The 16,926-nt window shown below is 54.7% G+C and carries 5 protein-coding genes; 4 read left to right on the top strand and 1 reads right to left on the bottom strand.

Going from position 1 to position 16,926, the window contains the following annotated elements; translation table 11 throughout:
* Positions 1-16 precede the first annotated feature (16 nt).
* Positions 17-1,180, bottom strand: a complete 1,164-nt coding sequence (locus HNQ64_RS15880) for a KamA family radical SAM protein (protein WP_184210370.1) — start codon at positions 1,178-1,180, stop codon at positions 17-19.
* Positions 1,181-1,347: 167 nt separating this feature from the next.
* On the opposite strand from HNQ64_RS15880, the gene HNQ64_RS15875 reads away from it, so the two are divergent.
* From HNQ64_RS15875 to HNQ64_RS15860, 4 genes are all read left to right on the top strand, one after another.
* Positions 1,348-5,280 carry a beta strand repeat-containing protein gene (locus tag HNQ64_RS15875; protein ID WP_184210368.1) on the top strand — a complete coding sequence of 1,311 codons (3,933 nt, stop codon included), beginning with the start codon at positions 1,348-1,350 and terminating at the stop codon, positions 5,278-5,280.
* A gap of 79 nt (positions 5,281-5,359) precedes the next feature.
* Positions 5,360-6,010 carry a helix-turn-helix transcriptional regulator gene (locus tag HNQ64_RS15870; RefSeq protein ID WP_184210366.1) on the top strand — a complete coding sequence of 217 codons (651 nt, stop codon included), beginning with the start codon at positions 5,360-5,362 and terminating at the stop codon, positions 6,008-6,010.
* A 175-nt stretch (positions 6,011-6,185) separates the two neighbouring features.
* Entirely contained in the window at positions 6,186-7,943 is a 1,758-nt protein-coding gene (locus HNQ64_RS15865) for an MbnP family protein (protein ID WP_184210364.1), read from the top strand.
* Complete coding sequence (locus tag HNQ64_RS15860; RefSeq protein WP_184210362.1) at positions 7,940-16,789, top strand: lectin-like domain-containing protein; 8,850 nt, start codon at positions 7,940-7,942, stop codon at positions 16,787-16,789. The genes HNQ64_RS15865 and HNQ64_RS15860 overlap by 4 nt, the downstream gene beginning before the upstream one ends.
* The last annotated feature ends 137 nt before the right edge of the window (positions 16,790-16,926 follow it).

Genomic DNA, 16,926 nt, shown 5'->3' with positions numbered 1-16,926 from the left:
TGCTAACAGCTCATTCTTACACTCTCACCATCGCTGGCTCAGGATACTCGAAAGTCCGACCTTCGAAGTTCCGGATCAAGGTCCGCTGCTCATCCCGCAGCAGTACATAATCGGGATTCACGGGCACTTTACCGCCCCCCCCTGGAGCATCAATGACGAACTGAGGCACCCCATACCCCGTGGTATGACCTCGTAGCTGCTCGATGATTTCCACCCCTGTATTAACGCTTGCCCGCAGATGGGAACTGCCCTGAATGAGGTCGCATTGGTACAAGTAGTAAGGTCGCACCCGGCACATCAACAATTTATGAACGAGCGCCTTCATCACATCCGCATCGTCGTTCACCCCCCTTAAGAGCACGCTTTGGTTACCTAAAGGTACGCCGTGATTCGCCAGCATCTCCAGCCCAGCTTTGACCTCCGTAGTCAACTCACGTGGGTGGTTGGTATGGATACTCAGCCAGAGTGGATGATATTTTTGCAACATCTGGCAGAGTTCAGGCGTGATACGCTGGGGCAAAAAGATCGGCACCCGGCTACCGATGCGTAAAAACTCAATGTGCGGGATCGAGCGTAAACGCTTGAGAATTGCCTCCAATTTGCCATCGCTAAACAGCAAAGGATCTCCCCCACTCAGAAGCACATCTCGGACTTCATCGTGCTGCTCAAGGTAGCGAAAGACCGCCTCATAATCTGTGTGCAGTTCCTGCTCACCCACTCCGCTCACCACCCGGCTGCGGGTGCAGTAGCGGCAATAGCTCGCGCAGCGGTCGGTCACCAGAAACAATACACGGTCTGGATAGCGATGGACGAGACCCGGAACGGGCATATGGCTATCTTCACCACAGGGATCTGCCATTTCATCCGGATCATCCCAGGTTTCCTCAATGCGTGGGATGACCTGACGGCGAATGGGATCTTCCGGATCTTCCGGATCAATCAAATTGAAATAATGCGGCGTGATGGCCATGGCCAATTTATTACCGCTCAGAAGAACACCCGCTCTTTCCTCATCGGTCAGCGTGATGTGTTCCTCCAGGCCTGCAAGCGTGGTGACTCGATTCCGGAGTTGCCAGGCAGCCGAATTCCAATCCTGGGCCGGGATAAGTTTATCTTTCCAAAAGCCCGGGGCATGAGAACGAAAGTCTTTCTCCGGGAGCAGGGGGGGCGTCGTGCGCATCGAGGTTGTGATTAAATAGACGTTACGCCTCTGGATTTCGGCGTGTCAAACTTGTTACTGAAAAAGATCGGGAATAAAAGACGCCTGGGTAGAACCTTTATTCCCCTGGAGGAACCAGTTTTCTCCTTGGCGGAAGAATCGCGGCATCCTATGCTTCGGATCCCCCCATGAAAACGAGCCCATCATCGGTCGCCTTCATTTTTAAAAAATTTCGACGCCCCTGCATCGTCCTGGCAGGTGTTGCATTGTCCAGCGTTAGCTTAAAGGCTGCTGATCAGGTTTGGATTCAGTCCAATCTCAATAACGAGTGGAGCCTCACAGCCCCCAACTGGGATGCAGGCCTTCCCTGGACGAATGGCAACAACGCTATTTTTGGCGGCACAGGAGAAAGCGTGGAAGTGGCCAGCGACCTGACAGTCAATAACCTGACTTTCAACAGCAATGGCTACTCCATCGTGGATGCCAATAACGATAGCTTGCTGAACCTGACGGCTAGCAGCATCATCACTACGGCAACAGGAGTCACGGCCACGATCAGTGAATCCATCGCCGCTGGCAGCCTGACCAAGGAAGGCGCAGGTGCCTTGGTGCTCTCAGGTGCCAATCTTTTTTCCGGCCCAGTGGTGATTAATACCGGGCGTGTGAGCGTGGCTAATAACGCGGCTTTGGGGGACACTATCGGAACCACTACTGTCTCAGCCAACGGTCAGCTTGAACTTCAAAATGGCGTCACCATTTCTGGAGAAAGCCTCACTCTGGCGGGTAGCGGAGCGGATTTCTTCGGTGGCCTACGGACGGCTGAAAACGCCATTGCCACCTGGGCAGGTGCGGTGACATTGCAAGCAGGAGGACGTGTAGGGAGCCTCGGCGGCGGGGTTCTAAACATCAGCGGGCCCATCCAAACGGGCAGCAGTGGGAACCTCATCATCTCAGCTACCACTTCTACCGCAGGTCTCGGCACTGTGCGTATTTCAGGCACGGCGAATACTTACAACGGTGCCACCACCGTTTTTCGAGGGCGCTTGCAGATCGGAGCCCAGGATGCCCTCCCTGTGGGGACCACCCTGGATTTGGACTCCACCTCGGCCATTGAAGACTCCATTTTTGATTTGAACGGCTTCAATCAAACCTTAGGCGGCCTCACCCGTTCAGGAGCAGCAGCTGGGACCGGTGGCAGCTTCATCACCAATACTGGCAATGTGGAAGCCCGACTTACGGTCAATCAAGCCGCCATAACAAGCTTTAGCGGCATCCTCCAAGACGGCACATCTGTTCTAGGACTTACCAAATCAGGTGCAGGCAGTCTCACGCTTTCCGGCAACAACACCTACTCTGGAAGCACTCTCCTGACAGGGGTAAGCAATAACGAGATCGTCGTGGCGAGCAATACGGCGTTAGGAAACACCGTTGGCAACACAACCGTGAGCGCGGGAGCACGCGTTACTCTGGCCAATGGCATCGTGGTGACAGGAGAAACGATCTCCATCACCGGCACTGGCGGTAACAACAACGGCGCACTGCAGACCGCGAGTGCCGCGACAGCAGAGTGGGCTGGTAACATCCAGGCCACGGGCACGGAAGCACGCATCGGCGGAGGTGTGGGCGGGACGCTCATCGTCTCAGGCGTGATCAGTGGTGGTAGCAGCACCGCCATCCTCCACAGCCGCGCGAACAATGCCACCACGGTATTGAACAACGTCAACACCTACACGGGTGACACTCAACTCTTCGCCAACGCTGGCACAGGTGCCCGCTTAATCATGGGAGTCAACAATGCACTGAATCCAGCCAGCCGACTGTCCGTCATCGCCACCCAAGCCACCGTTAGCATGTCGTTAGACCTCAATGGCAAGACCCTAGCTCTCCGTGGCCTTGATACCGCAGGGAACCACCTCAGCGGAGCCGTCCTATTTGTAGAAAACAATGGAACACCCCCGTCCACCCTCACCCTTTCAGATAGCACTGGCACCTCCATTTTCGCTGGCCGCATGCGCGATGGAACCGGAGGGCTTTCCTTCGTCAAAAATGGCAACAGCACTCAAACCTTCATTGCAGCCCAAAGCTACACAGGCACCACCACGGTGAATGCAGGCACTTTACAAATCGGCGGTGCGGTTTCCACCCTGGGCATCAATGGCTCACTCGCCTCCACCAACCTCATCCTCAATGGCGGTACCCTGGCACTGGATAACTTAGGCGCGAATAACAACAGCACCAACCGACTCAGTGACACCGCCAACCTGAGCTTCCGCGGGGGCAGTTTCATTTACCGTGGATCGGACTTGGCAACATCCTCTGAAACCGTGGGCAATCTCATCTTGGATCCCAAGCGCTCCACCCTGACAGCAAGCTATGGCAGCGGACAAACAGCCACTCTCAACGCGAATCAATTCACGCGTTCAGCCAATGGCGGCACCCTCCTCGTCAATGGCCAAAACCTAGGACAAGATGCCACTAGCACAGCGAATGTTGCGCGCATCCGATTGACCACGGCCCCTGCCCTCGTTGGCACCACACCGGCCATCACGACGGGGATCAACACCAGCGTGAAAAACACGCAAATTGTGCCCTTCCTTTTAGGAGAGTCCGCCACCGCCTCCGGTGGCACTGGCACAGCAACAGGCGTGGCAAATACCTTTGTCACTTACGATCCCGCAACAGGCCTACGTCCGCTGAACCTGGCCGATGAATTCACCACCAATGCTTTTGCTACGGGCGACAACACCCAAATCACAGCCAACACCACGCTGACGGCAAACACTTCCATCAATTCCCTGATCGTCAGCGGCAATACCATCACCATCAATTCTGGACGTAGCCTCAATGTGGCCAGTGGAGCCATTCTTTTTTCCAATGGTACCAACCCAGCGATCAATGGCGGGGTTCTCGACTTTGGCACTCGCGAAGGTATCGTCACCACCAATGCTGCGGGTAACACCTTCATCACCTCACTCATCACAGGCAGTGCAGGCCTCTCTTACTACGGCAGCGGCACCGTGGTGATGAACCAGCAGAGCACTTATACTGGAAACACCGGGCTCTACGTCGGCACCGTGATTCCTCAGTCCAGTTCACTCGGCACGCCGAATGCACCTGCCAGTGGTCCCTTCGGCACAGGCACTCTCATTCTAGGCGGCTCTGCCATGCGGGCCAGCACCGGCAGTGATGTTTTGCTGCACAACCGCGTCCGCTTTCAGGCAGATACCACCATCATCAATGGATCCGTCAATCGAAGCCTCACTTTCGCAGGCGATGTGACTCTGACCGATGGCACACGCACCCTCACACATCAATCTGCCACCAACACCCTCTTCACTGGAGTGATTGGTGACTCAGGTCTGGGCCACGGCCTAACCATCAATGGCACTAGCACCGGCCTCGTGATTTTAAGTGGAAACAACACTTACACCGGCCCCACCTCCATGACAGGCAGCACCACGGTGCTGATCAATGGCGATCAAACCACGGCCACTGGAGCCATCCTGGTCAGCGCAGGTGTTCTGGGTGGCACAGGCACACTCGGCGGAGCCACCACCATCACCAGCGGTGGAACCCTCAATCCTGGAGATCCAAACGTTTTGGGCGGCCTGGGCCGACTAAACCTCGCCCAAGGATTGACTTTACAAGCCGGAGCCCTGACTACGCTGCAAATCACAAGTGCCACCTTCACCAGCATGGACAGTTTCGGAGGCAATGCACCCGGCAGTCCTGCTTACTTCGCCTACATACTGGCCAATGCCACAGGTCAAGGCAATCACGATCAACTCAACATCACAGGCACGATCAATCAGGCTACGGGAGCCAAAATTCAAGTCCTCGCCGAAAGCTTCGTCCCCACCGCAGGTCAAATCTTCAACCTGCTTGATTGGGGAGCCGCGACAGGAAACACCTTTTCCTCCAACCTAGGCAGCAGCTATCGCACTGGTTCTGAAGACAACGGTTTTGACCTGGATCTACCTGAACTTACCGGCACTGGGCTGAGTTGGGATACCACGCTCTTCACCAGCCATGGTCTCATTGTTGTGATTCCAGAACCTGGGCGTGCCTTTCTGCTGGGGTTAGGATTGATAACCTTACTGCTACGCCGTCGTCGCGCTTAGGGCGCATTGCACAAAAGTCCTCAATGGGAGGTTGGCAAAGCAAGCTAGCCCGGCTATTCTGCCGCTAGATCCGGCGGTTATGATTTTCCCCATCCTGCGTGACATCCTCCACACCCCGGCGGTGGATATCATTCTGCACTTGAAGCAGTCTCCTGGCATGACGGTCAAGGAACTGTGCTCAATCATGAAAATGAGTTACATGGGGGTGAAACAGCACTGTGACGCGCTCGCTGAAAAAGGTTACCTGGATACCTGGAGGCATCCCGTCCCCCATGGCAGACCTGAAAAAATCTATCGCTTAACAGCGAAGCTCGACCCGCTCTTCCCCTCTGCTTCGGCCGACCATTTCATGGAGTTACTCCGCCAAGCCGAGCGCCTTTTTGGTGCCACCGCCCCTGAAAAGCTTCTATATGCTTTTTTTGCCTCCAAAGCGGAACGCTATGCTCGCAAAGTCTCAGCAGAAACTGAGCTTGAAAACAAAGCTCTCGTTCTCGCTCGTCTTCGAAGCACCGATGGCTGCATGTCCGTTGTTGAAATGAGCGGCCAAGGCAAGCTTCGCATTGTGGACTACCACTGCCCGTATGGAGAGGTCTTAAAGCAATACCCCCTCATCGAGGAAATCGAATGTGAGATGATTGAGCGACTGCTCGACTGTCCCGTTGAACGCAATGTCGTAGAAAAGTCAGGCTTACGGCGTGTGACATTCACTCTTGAAAGACCCGTCCTGTAGGACAAAAACCACGCCAGAATAATTCCCTCGCAGGATATTCACGTCAAATTTCTAGGTAAAACACCTGATTTTCGAAGCTGCAGGATATTATTTTGCATCAATTTTACATTTTCCAGATAGAAATCAACCCGTTGACTTGCATATTCGATTTGTTTTTCAAATTCGAGAATCAATCATGATTTCAATCTCAACCCTAAAGCTGACACGCCTTGTGATGATGGCAGCTTGTTTATGGGTGACTGTCTTACAAGCTCAGGTCTTCGAGCTTGAGGTGCAGCCGATTCTGCCGCGTGGATCAAAAAACAAATCTGAAGAAACCAATGATTCCGCCTACGAAATACAGCGGTTGGATTTTCTTTTGTCCAAATTGGCGCTTCAACGAGAAGATGGGACTTGGCTGGAATCTTCCGATTGGTTCGCTTTTTACAGTCTTCAGAAAGGTCGTCTCAAAGCCCGTGCTGAAGGTATTCCTGCGGGAAAATTTACAGCCATTCGTTTTGATGTGGGGCTGCCACCTGAGGCAGATCAATCAGATCCGAATCAGCGTCCGGTAGATCACGCCTTGCACCCTGACGTCTGCGGCTTGCACTGGGGCTGGCAGGGAGGTTACGTCTTCATGGCCCTCGAAGGCCATTGGGTGCGGCCTGATGCCACACAAGGTGGTTTTTCATACCATCTCGCCAAGGCACCCCATGCAATCCACGTAGTGATACCTGTAGATTTTCAAGGTGGCGGACCGCTAACCGTGAAACTGCGTCTGGATGCTTCCCGTCTCCTGAAAGGCGTGGATTTCGCCCATCATGGCACTTCCACGCATTCACGTGACGGGGATCCCCTGATTCCGCTCCTTCGGAAAAACATTCAGCAAGCCTTCAGCCTCCAGTCAGTTCATCACGATCTTTATCAAGCCCCCGCTTTGATCAAGCCGACTCTCAGTTCCGCATCAGCACATTCGGAATTTTATAACCTAGCCATCACCAGTCGTTTCCCACAGGTATCACTCCCCACAGATAACCCTCTTACCCCACAAGGCGTGGCCTTAGGCGAAGCCTTGTTTCATGATCCTCGTCTGTCCATCAATAACAGCCAGTCTTGCGCCAGTTGCCACCAACGAAGCGCGGCTTTTGCAGACTCTCGAAAATTCAGCCTGGGTGCTGAGGGCACGTTAGGGGTGCGCCAGGCGATGCCGCTCTTTAACTTAGCTTGGGAACCTGCCTTTTTTTGGGATGGCCGCGCAAAAAACCTTCGTGAACAGGTTTTGCTGCCCATTCAGAATAAGCATGAAATGAATGAAAGCTTGGAGCGGGTGGTCGCAAAAATCGCAGATCACAAAGAGGCTTTCTTTGCAGCTTTCAACACCACTGAAATCACACCTGAATTCATCGCTAAAGCTCTGGAGCAATACTTGTTATCTTTGATCTCCCAAGAATCACGCTTTGACCGCGCCGTGAGAAAAGTTGCCCTCATGACAGAGGAAGAGAAGCGTGGTTTGCAACTCTTCGTGACTGAATTTGATCCAGCTCGTGGCCTTCGTGGCGCCGATTGTTTTCATTGCCACGGCGGCACTTTATTCACTGACCATCAATTCAAAAACAATGGTCTCGACCTCATTTCTTCCGACCTCGGGCGGATGCAGGTGACTGGCTTAGAGACTGACAAAGGCAAGTTTAAAACCCCCAGCTTACGCAACATTGCCGTTACAGCCCCTTACATGCACGATGGCCGCTTCGCCACGCTGGAAGAAGTCGTGGAGCATTACAGCACAGGCGTGCAGCGTAGCGAGAATCTTGACCCCAATTTGGCCAAACATCCCGATGCTGGCCTGCAACTGACAAAGGAAGAAAAACAGGCACTCGTCGCCTTCCTCAAAACCCTCACCGACGAGGACTTTATTGCTTCGCCAGCTCCTTCCAAACTAGCCAACCGACCATGATGAAGTTTTCTGTATTTTTTGTGATCTGCACCGGCTGGTTGATTCTTGGCGGTCGTGCCTCAGCCGCAGATGACCACGCTTTGTCAGACCTACTTTCAGCGGAGGCTCAGATGCTAGCCCCCACCTTCATCGCTCCCACTGGCCCAGCACCTACGCCGACTCAGAGAAACCAAGTGGGCGTGTGGTCGCCCATCATCAGTTGGACACCGCACATCCCGGTCACTGCGGCCACCCTTCCAGATGGTCGCCTGCTGACCTTTGCCTCCAATCAACGTACCACTTTCCCTGTCGGCGCAGAGTTCACCTATGCCGCTGTTTGGAATCCTGCTACAGGCGTTTTCACGGAGATCAATAACAACCGCCACGACATGTTCTGCGGGGGTACCGTGCTGCTTCCAGATGGCCGTTTGGTTGTAAATGGCGGGCGCAATACCACGCGACTGACCAGCATCTTCGACTGGCGGACCAGCAAATGGGCCGTGATGCCTAACATGAACGATGGACGCTGGTACAATACCAGCGTCGCATTGACCGATGGCAGCATCTTTACCGTCACAGGAGATGGCGGAACTAACACGGCCGAACGCTGGACTGCGGCTAATAACTGGACACGACTCAGCAGCATCAACTGGGCCACGGTGGTGGGACAGCCCGGCTACGTCACCCGCTGGCATCCCCTGATGGTCATCGCTCCTGATGGGCGTCTCTTCCATGGGGGACCCACCCGCCAGATGAACTGGGTCACCACCTCAGGCACCGGCAGTCTAACCTATAGTGGGGTCAATGTCCCGGGCACGCATTATCCTAAAGAGGGCTGTTTTGCCATGTATGATGAAGGCCGCATCTTAGTCGCAGGCGGCTCTCTCAATACCAACTCAAATCCAAACGATAGCTCAACAGGCACCAGTACCAATCTTGCTTTCACCATTGATATCCGCAGCGGAACCCCCGTGGTCGCGGCTACGTCCTCCATGAAGTATGTCCGGCAGTTTGCTAATTCGGTCATCCTTCCCAATGGCGAAGTCATGGTCATGGGAGGCAACTCGTCGGGCCTGAAGTTCAATGATACAGGCAGCATCCTGTCGCCTGAAATTTGGAATCCCACCACCGGTCAGTGGCGTGAAGTCACGGACATGAGTGTCCCACGCAATTATCACTCACTCGCCCTGCTGCTACCCGACGGCCGTGTGTGGTCAGGTGGCGGTGGGCTGTCTGGCAACAGTGCCGATCATCGCGATGCACAACTCTACACTCCGCCCATGCTCTTTAAGGCTGACGGCACCGCGGCCGTGCGCCCAGTCATCCAGCAGGCTCCATCCTACATCGGCACGGGCATGACCTTCAGCGTTCAGGCGACACCAGGTCTGACCAAATTCAGCTTCATCAAAATGTCTTCCCAGACACACTCGATGAACACGGATCTGCGCTACCTCAGACTGCCTTTCACAGAAACTTCTCCAGGCATCTACGCTGTAACATCTCACGCAAATTTAAATGTGATGACTCCGGGATACTGGATGCTTTTTGGCATCGGAGCTGATGGTGCATATTCTGAAGCGAAGATCATTCAGGTGGACCCAGCCACCACCGTCACCATCACCAATCCTGGCAGCCAATTCAGCGCCATGAATGCAGCCACCGTTTTAGCGGTTTACGGTCTTGCACCTGGTAATGGCAGCCTCAGTTTCAGCGCCAGTTCCCTGCCTCCGGGTCTTGTCATTCAGAGCAGCACGGGCATCATCAGCGGCACCCCTACTAGCACAGGCACATATGCCTCCCGCGTCACCGTGAGTGATGGCATCACAACCGCTAGCGCCGACTTCACCTGGACCATCACTCCGGCCAACATCACGCATGATTTCGCCAGCTTCAGCAGCAGCAATAGCAGCCTTCAATTGAATGGCAGCGCCAGTATCACGGGGGGCGTGCTTCAACTGACCCCCAATGGCGCCAACCTCGCAGGTTCCGCTTTTTTGAAAACGCCAGTCCCCATCACTCAGGGCACCTCATTCAGCACTCGTTTTGTTTTTCGCATGAATGGCTCTGGCGATGGTGCCGATGGCATGACTTTCGTATTACAGAATGACCGACCTGATGCAGTCGGCAGTGCAGGTGGCGGCCTTGGCTATGAAGGGCTCATAGAAAGTCTTGCGATCGAACTGGATACCTATGCCGGCGGTACCGACCCCAATGCCAATCACATCGGCGTGCTGACCAGTGGCATCATTTCCCCGCACCTTTCCACCTACACAGCGCCCTTCGATCTTGAAAATGGAGCTAATCACACCCTGTGGGCTGAGTACGATGGTCATACCGATACTTTACGTGTTTATCTGGCTCAAGGAGTCGTCACCACACGTCCAGCGACACCGATTCTAACAACAACGGGGCTTGATCTGACAAGCCTCATTGGCCCGAGTGCCTGGGTCGGCTTCACAGGCGCTACTGGAGGAAGCACAAACACCCATGAGGTGCTAAGCTGGAGCTTTTTCAGCAACGCCTTTGCTCTCCCAACGCCACCAGTCGTGACCAATCCAGGCGCCCAGAACGGGGTTATGGGTATTGCAGTGAATCGGCCCATATTCGCTGCCGATATCAATCAAGACTCACTCGCCTACACTGCTTCAGGCTTGCCTCCAGGTCTCTCCATTCATGCCACGACAGGGGTGATCAGCGGCACCCCCACGGCCTCTGGAACATACACGCCAACAGTTATTGTGAGTGATGGCAATACACCCCCCATCAACGTGAGCTTTTCTTGGACAATCAATAGCACTCTGGTGCTACAACCGCTAGCCACCTCCGCCGTCATCACCGGTGTCAGTGTCAACTTCATTGCTCAAAGCAGTGGTGGGGCCAATCCGCGTTATCGCTGGGACTTTGGAGATGGCAGTCCTATCACTGCCTACAGCAGTGCCACGCTGGCCTTGCACCCTTACTCATCCCCAGGCCGCTACTTGGTCAGCCTGACGGCCACCGATGACACCGGAATCATCGCCACCACCAGTGTTTATCAAGTCATCCATGCACCTCTCACGGGGAAAAAGCCGACCCATTCGACCAGCATTGTATTTGAAGACCGAGCCACGGGAAATGACCGCGTTTGGGTAGTCAATCCAGATAGCGACACGGTAGCTATCCTGGATGCCTCTACAAAAACAAAACTAGCTGAAACCAATGTTGGCAAAGCCCCTCGCAGTGTGGCCATTGCCCCAGATGGACGCATCTGGGTGGTCAATACAGAAAGCGCTAGCCTGTCCATTCTCAACAGCAGCTCTTTTGCCGTTGTCTCCACGGTGACATTGCCACCAGGCTCACGCCCCTTCGGCTTAGCTTTTGATCCCAATGGCAGCGCTGCCTTTGTGGCTCTTGAAGGATCCGGTCAGATCCTCAAACTCAATCCCACCACCGGGGCCACAATAACTGCCCAAAACGCCGGGCAGCACGTGCGCCACCTTTCGATCAATGCGAATGGTACTCGCGTTTATGCCAGCCGTTTTATCAGTCCCTCCGTGCCAGGTGAAAATACCGCTGCCCCTAATCCCAGTGGCAAAGGTGGCGAAGTCGTCGTTCTGGATGCAGGCACCTTAGCCATTGAAAAAACCATCTTGCTCCAGCACAGCGAAGCAGAAGACACACCGACTTCCGCCAAAGGTCTGCCTAACTACCTCGGCGCGATGGCCCTATCTCCAGATGGCCTCTACGGTTGGGTGCCGTCCAAACAGGATAACATCAAACGTGGCACACTTCGCAACGGCATCGGATTAAATCATGACCAAACTCTTCGTGCCATCGCTAGCCGCATCAATCTCACCACCCAAACGGAAGATTATGCTGGCCGTGTGGATTTTGACAATGCGGGGATGCCCAGTGCCGCAGTCTTCGACCCCTGGGGCGGTTATTTGTTTGTTGCGTTAGAGAGCAGCCGCTCCGTCGCTGTTGTAGCGGCTTGGTCTCAAGAAGAATTGCTGCGTTTCAATGCTGGCCGCGCACCTCAGGGGCTCACGCTTTCTCCCGATGGTCGCACTTTGTACGTACAGAATTTTATGGACCGCAGCGTCACCATTCATGATGTCAGCACGATCCTGAATGGCGGCGTGCAATTGCCCCCTGCCCCCATCACCGTCAGCACCAGCAACACCGAAAAACTGTCCCCTCAAGTTCTAACAGGCAAACAGCTTTTTTACGATGCTGTGGACAGCCGACTCGCTCTCCAGGAGTACATTTCCTGCGCAGGCTGCCACAATGATGGGGGCCATGACGGTCGCACCTGGGATCTAACTGGTTTCGGTGAAGGACTGCGCAACACCATCACCCTACGTGGCCATGGCCATCACGGAGCCTTGCATTGGTCTGGCAACTTCGACGAAGTGCAGGACTTCGAAGGACAGATCCGCAATCTCGCTGGGGGCACCGGGTTGATGCCGGACGCCCAATTCAATGCAGGCACTCGCAATCAACCGTTAGGCGATGCCAAGGTAGGCCTCAGCAGTGATTTGGACGCCATCGCCGCTTATGTCAAATCACTCACTTCCGAGTCTCGCAGCCCTCATCGCGGTTCAGAAGGTCAATTGACCGCAGCAGCCACTGAAGGCGAAAAAATCTTCCGTCAGCAGAACTGCGCCAGTTGCCACAGTGGCACGACCTTTTCCAACAGCGCTTTGAACATCTTCAGCAGCATCGGCACCTTGAAGCCTTCCAGTGGCAAACGACTGAATGGAGACCTCACAGGTCTAGATGTGCCCACTCTTCGCGGCCTTTGGGCCACAGCCCCGTATCTTCATGATGGCTCTGCCGCCACACTTACCGACGCCGTTCGCGCTCACAGTGGCGTGACATTGACCGATCCCGAGCTCTCCAATCTCACGGCCTACCTCCAGCAATTGGATGACAATCCCTCCACTGCACCACTTCCAGTGACCGTCATCTTAGCCAGCACAGCAGGCAGCGTGATCACGCAGCCCGTCACCGTGACCGCGACTTTCAGTCACCCGGTCACGGGCTTCACCCTTTCCGACATCAACGTCACCGGCGGCAGCGCTAGCGCTTTATCAGGTAGCGGTACCACGTACACATTCACCCTCATACCCACGGCGAATGTGACTTTAACTCTCGCCGCAAATGTGGCCCAAGATTCCACTGGCCTGGGGAATTTAGCATCGACTCCGTTAACCATGGTGTTTCAAGCTCCTGCTCCCGTGCTTGTCGGGCAGGATATCGGCGGCCTACTCTTGCCGGGTAACTCAGCTCTAGACTCCTCCACTGGCACCTATACTTTGACGGCTTCGGGGCGAGACATCTTCTTCAACGAAGACGGCTTTCACTTCAGTAAACTCGTGCTGAATGGAGACGGAGAAATCCGTGCTCGTGTCCGTAGTTTCTCCAACACGAATCCTTGGGCAAAGGCGGGCGTAATGATCCGTGAAGACCTCACCGCAGGTTCACGCCATGCCACAGTCTTCATCACTCCCCCCGCAGCTAACAATGGATTTGGTTTAGTAGCTCGCACTGTTGCCAATGCAGAAACTGCCTACGCCCAAGGCCCAACCCTGAATCCTGTGCCTAACAACTGGATCCGTCTTGTCCGTGCCGGAAATTTACTCACGGGCTACGCCTCTGCAGATGGCAGCACTTGGACTCTCGTCAGCAGTGTCACTCTTTCCAGCCTTCCTTCTCAGGTTTTCATGGGCCTGGCTGCGACCTCTGGCCGCCTCAACGAAACCACCACAGCGGTCTTCGACCAAGTCCAGATCACCGGCACACAGACCATTCTCCCGCCAGCGGTGATTCTCAGTGCAGCCTCCAGCCTAGAAACAGGTCCTTTCACCGCACAGGTGCAGTTCACCCAACCTGTCACCGGTCTCACCTTAAATGACTTTGTCTCCACACAGGCCACGCTTTCTAACCTCACAGGCAGCGGGTCTAGCTATAGCCTTACCGTCACCCCCACGGCCACAGGCAACATCACGTTAAGCCTTCCCGCCGCCGCCGTGACCAATGCCGGTTTCGTCTCCAACACTGCCTCCAATATCCTCAGCGTCAGCTACTCGCCACCAGTCGTTATCTCACTCCAAGGACAGGATGTCGGCACCGTCGAAGTCAGTGGTTCTACCTCCTTTGAAAACGGCCTCTACACATTAAAAGCAGCAGGAGCAGACATCTTCTTCACTCAAGATGGCTTCCAGTATGCGCTGACTCAGCTAACCGGTGATGGTGAAATCCGGGCACGAGTCTTGAGCCAAACGAATCAAAATCCCTGGGCTAAAGCAGGTGTCATGTTCCGCGAAAATCTCACAGGCGGCTCACGTCACGTCATGATGTTCACCACTCCCATGGGTGCGGGCAATGGTTTCGGAAGTGTCGCACGCACCACTGCCAATGAGGCGACAAACTACAGCGCAGGTACCGCTCTGAATGCGGCCCCTAACAACTGGGTTCGACTGGTGCGCGTGGGAAATAACTTGACCGCTTATGCCTCCGCCAATGGCACGGCTTGGACTCAAGTAAGCAGCACCACATTAACAGCTCTGCCCTCCTCACTGTATGTAGGCCTGGCTCTCACCTCCGGCTCACGCTCACAACTTAGTACCGCGACCTTCGATAATGTTCAAGTCGTGGGCGCTCAAAGCGTCGTCGCTCCAGCGGTCACATTGTCATCCCCTTCCCCTCTAGAAACTGGCGCATTTACTTTACAAGCACAGTTCACTCAAAATGTCACTGGATTAGCACTCTCTGACTTTACGGTGACAAATGGCACGGCCTCCAATCTCAGTGGCAGCGGCACCCTATACAGGCTCACCATTACACCGACAGCCGAAGGCAATGTTAGCATCACCCTTCCTGCCGGTGCTGCACAAAACAGCAGTGCCGCTCCCAGCACGATCTCAAACACACTCTTGGTTAACTATATTCCACCAGCAATGATCAATCTCCAGGGGCAAGATGTCGGGAATATTGCCCTCGCAGGGTCCACCACCTACAATGCCAGTACGGGTGCCTACACCTTGAAAGGAGCGGGTGAAGACATCTTTTTCACTCAGGATGGATTCCAATATGCAGCTATTCAACTGGTGGGGGACGGAGAAATCCGCGCGCGCATCACCAGCCAAACCAATCAGAATCCATGGGGCAAAGCAGGTGTCATGTTCCGCGAGTCCCTCACACCAGGCTCACGTCACGCCTTAATGTTCACCACCCCCACGAGTGCTGGAAACGGATTCGGTTTCGTCTGGCGCTCCGGCGTCAATGCCGCAGCGAGTTACGCAGGAGGTCCAGCCCTGAATCCCGTGCCTAACAACTGGGTCCGTCTCGTGCGTTTGGGAAATACTTTCACCGCTTACGCCTCCGCCACTGGCACAAGCTGGACCCCCGTCAGTGTCATTACCCTGGAAGGAGTCCCTACGACCATGCATGTCGGACTAGCTGTCACTTCATCCAGAGCCGCAGAACTTTGCACCGCCACCTTTGACAATGTTCAAATCGTCGGCACTCCGTCCGTGGCCAATGGTAGTGGCAGCACACCGGGCACCACCGATCCCCTGCCTGGATCTTCCAATGCTAAAGACCGGGATTTCGATGGGGACGATGTCAATGATCTCATCGAATATGCCTTGGATAGTGATCATCAATATGATGCAGGCTGGTGGCTCACCACCACCCCAGAAGGCCGCGTGGATGCCCACCTTATTCGGCCCCGCACCATTGCCGACGTCAGCTTTAAATTGGAAACCAGCACCAATTTACGCGATTGGCAGCCCCTCTCACTGGCACCGCTAGTGACGGATCTTGGGGCCGAGGAAGAACAACTCACTTGGCCAGGCATCAGCCATGTTACCGGGCAGTCAGCCCAGAGGGGCATCGTTCGTCTCCGGGTTACCCATAGCAGTGGTATTTCGGCCGCCAGCACTCCTCAATGCTGGCAGCAGCATGCGTTGATTCCTGGGAGTCAAACCATTGGCGTCAGTTGGGTCAATGCCCCCCTTTATGCTGGCTTTGTGGCGGATCTTGCCTCCGCAGATTCTCTCCATGTGCAAGGCTCCATCCTGGTCCCCTCCCCCATGAATGCTCCTTGTTACTTAGAGGTGCGGGATGGCGCTTACGCTGGTCATCGTTATGACATACGCAGCATGGTGGGCCAGACCATTTCACTGGCTCTGGACTCCCCCCATTCCACATTGGCTTCGTTGCCCGCTGACCTCGCCGGAGCACGCGTGGTCATTCGTCCCCATGTCACGCTCAATCAAGTATTCCCAAAGACACATTTGCAAGGGGCTTACAGCTCCACTCAGGCAGATCAAGTCCTGACTTTCGAACAACTGGAGTGGAAGAGACATTGGTTGGAGCTTTCCTCCACCCGCCATGAATGGCGCCCGACGGGCGATAGTACACAAACCTCGGATGACGACATGATCATTCCCCCAGGAACGGGTGTCATGGTCAAAATCGCCAGCCAACCTGTTACCTACACCCTCACTGGTCATGTGCGCACCGGCGTCTTTGTGCGTCCTTTGGATCAAACGCATAACTTGTTAGCCCTTCCCTGGCCCGTAGATGCCACGCCACAGCAATTACAATTCGCTGCTACCCAAGGTTTCACCGCAGGTAAAAACAGTTCCGTATCTGATCAGCTCCAACTCTGGGCAGGAGACTCTACCCCAGGAGCCTCCATCTATACGGTCTATTGGTTACGCCAGAGCAGCACCACCGGTGCCTGGATGCCTAGAGCAGATGCCTCTGCACCCGATGTCAGCGCTACTTTACTCTTATCTGCACATCGCAGCTTTTTCTTGAAGATCATTCCACGTTCCGGTCAATCCGAATGGAAAATGCCACAGTTTAGCCCATAGGACGATTTCTCTCTTAAAGGTCTTAATCAGAAAGCCAGAGCCTCCTCACGATTCAGGAGCGCAGGTGTAGAGGCATCCGCGAATGTTTTCTCGGAAAGTTGAATCCATGGACTCATCTCCATCGGATAACCCGACCA

The organism is Prosthecobacter dejongeii (assembly GCF_014203045.1).
Classification (GTDB): Bacteria; Verrucomicrobiota; Verrucomicrobiia; order Verrucomicrobiales; family Verrucomicrobiaceae; genus Prosthecobacter; species Prosthecobacter dejongeii.
This window is presented reverse-complemented; position numbering and strand designations above follow the sequence as displayed.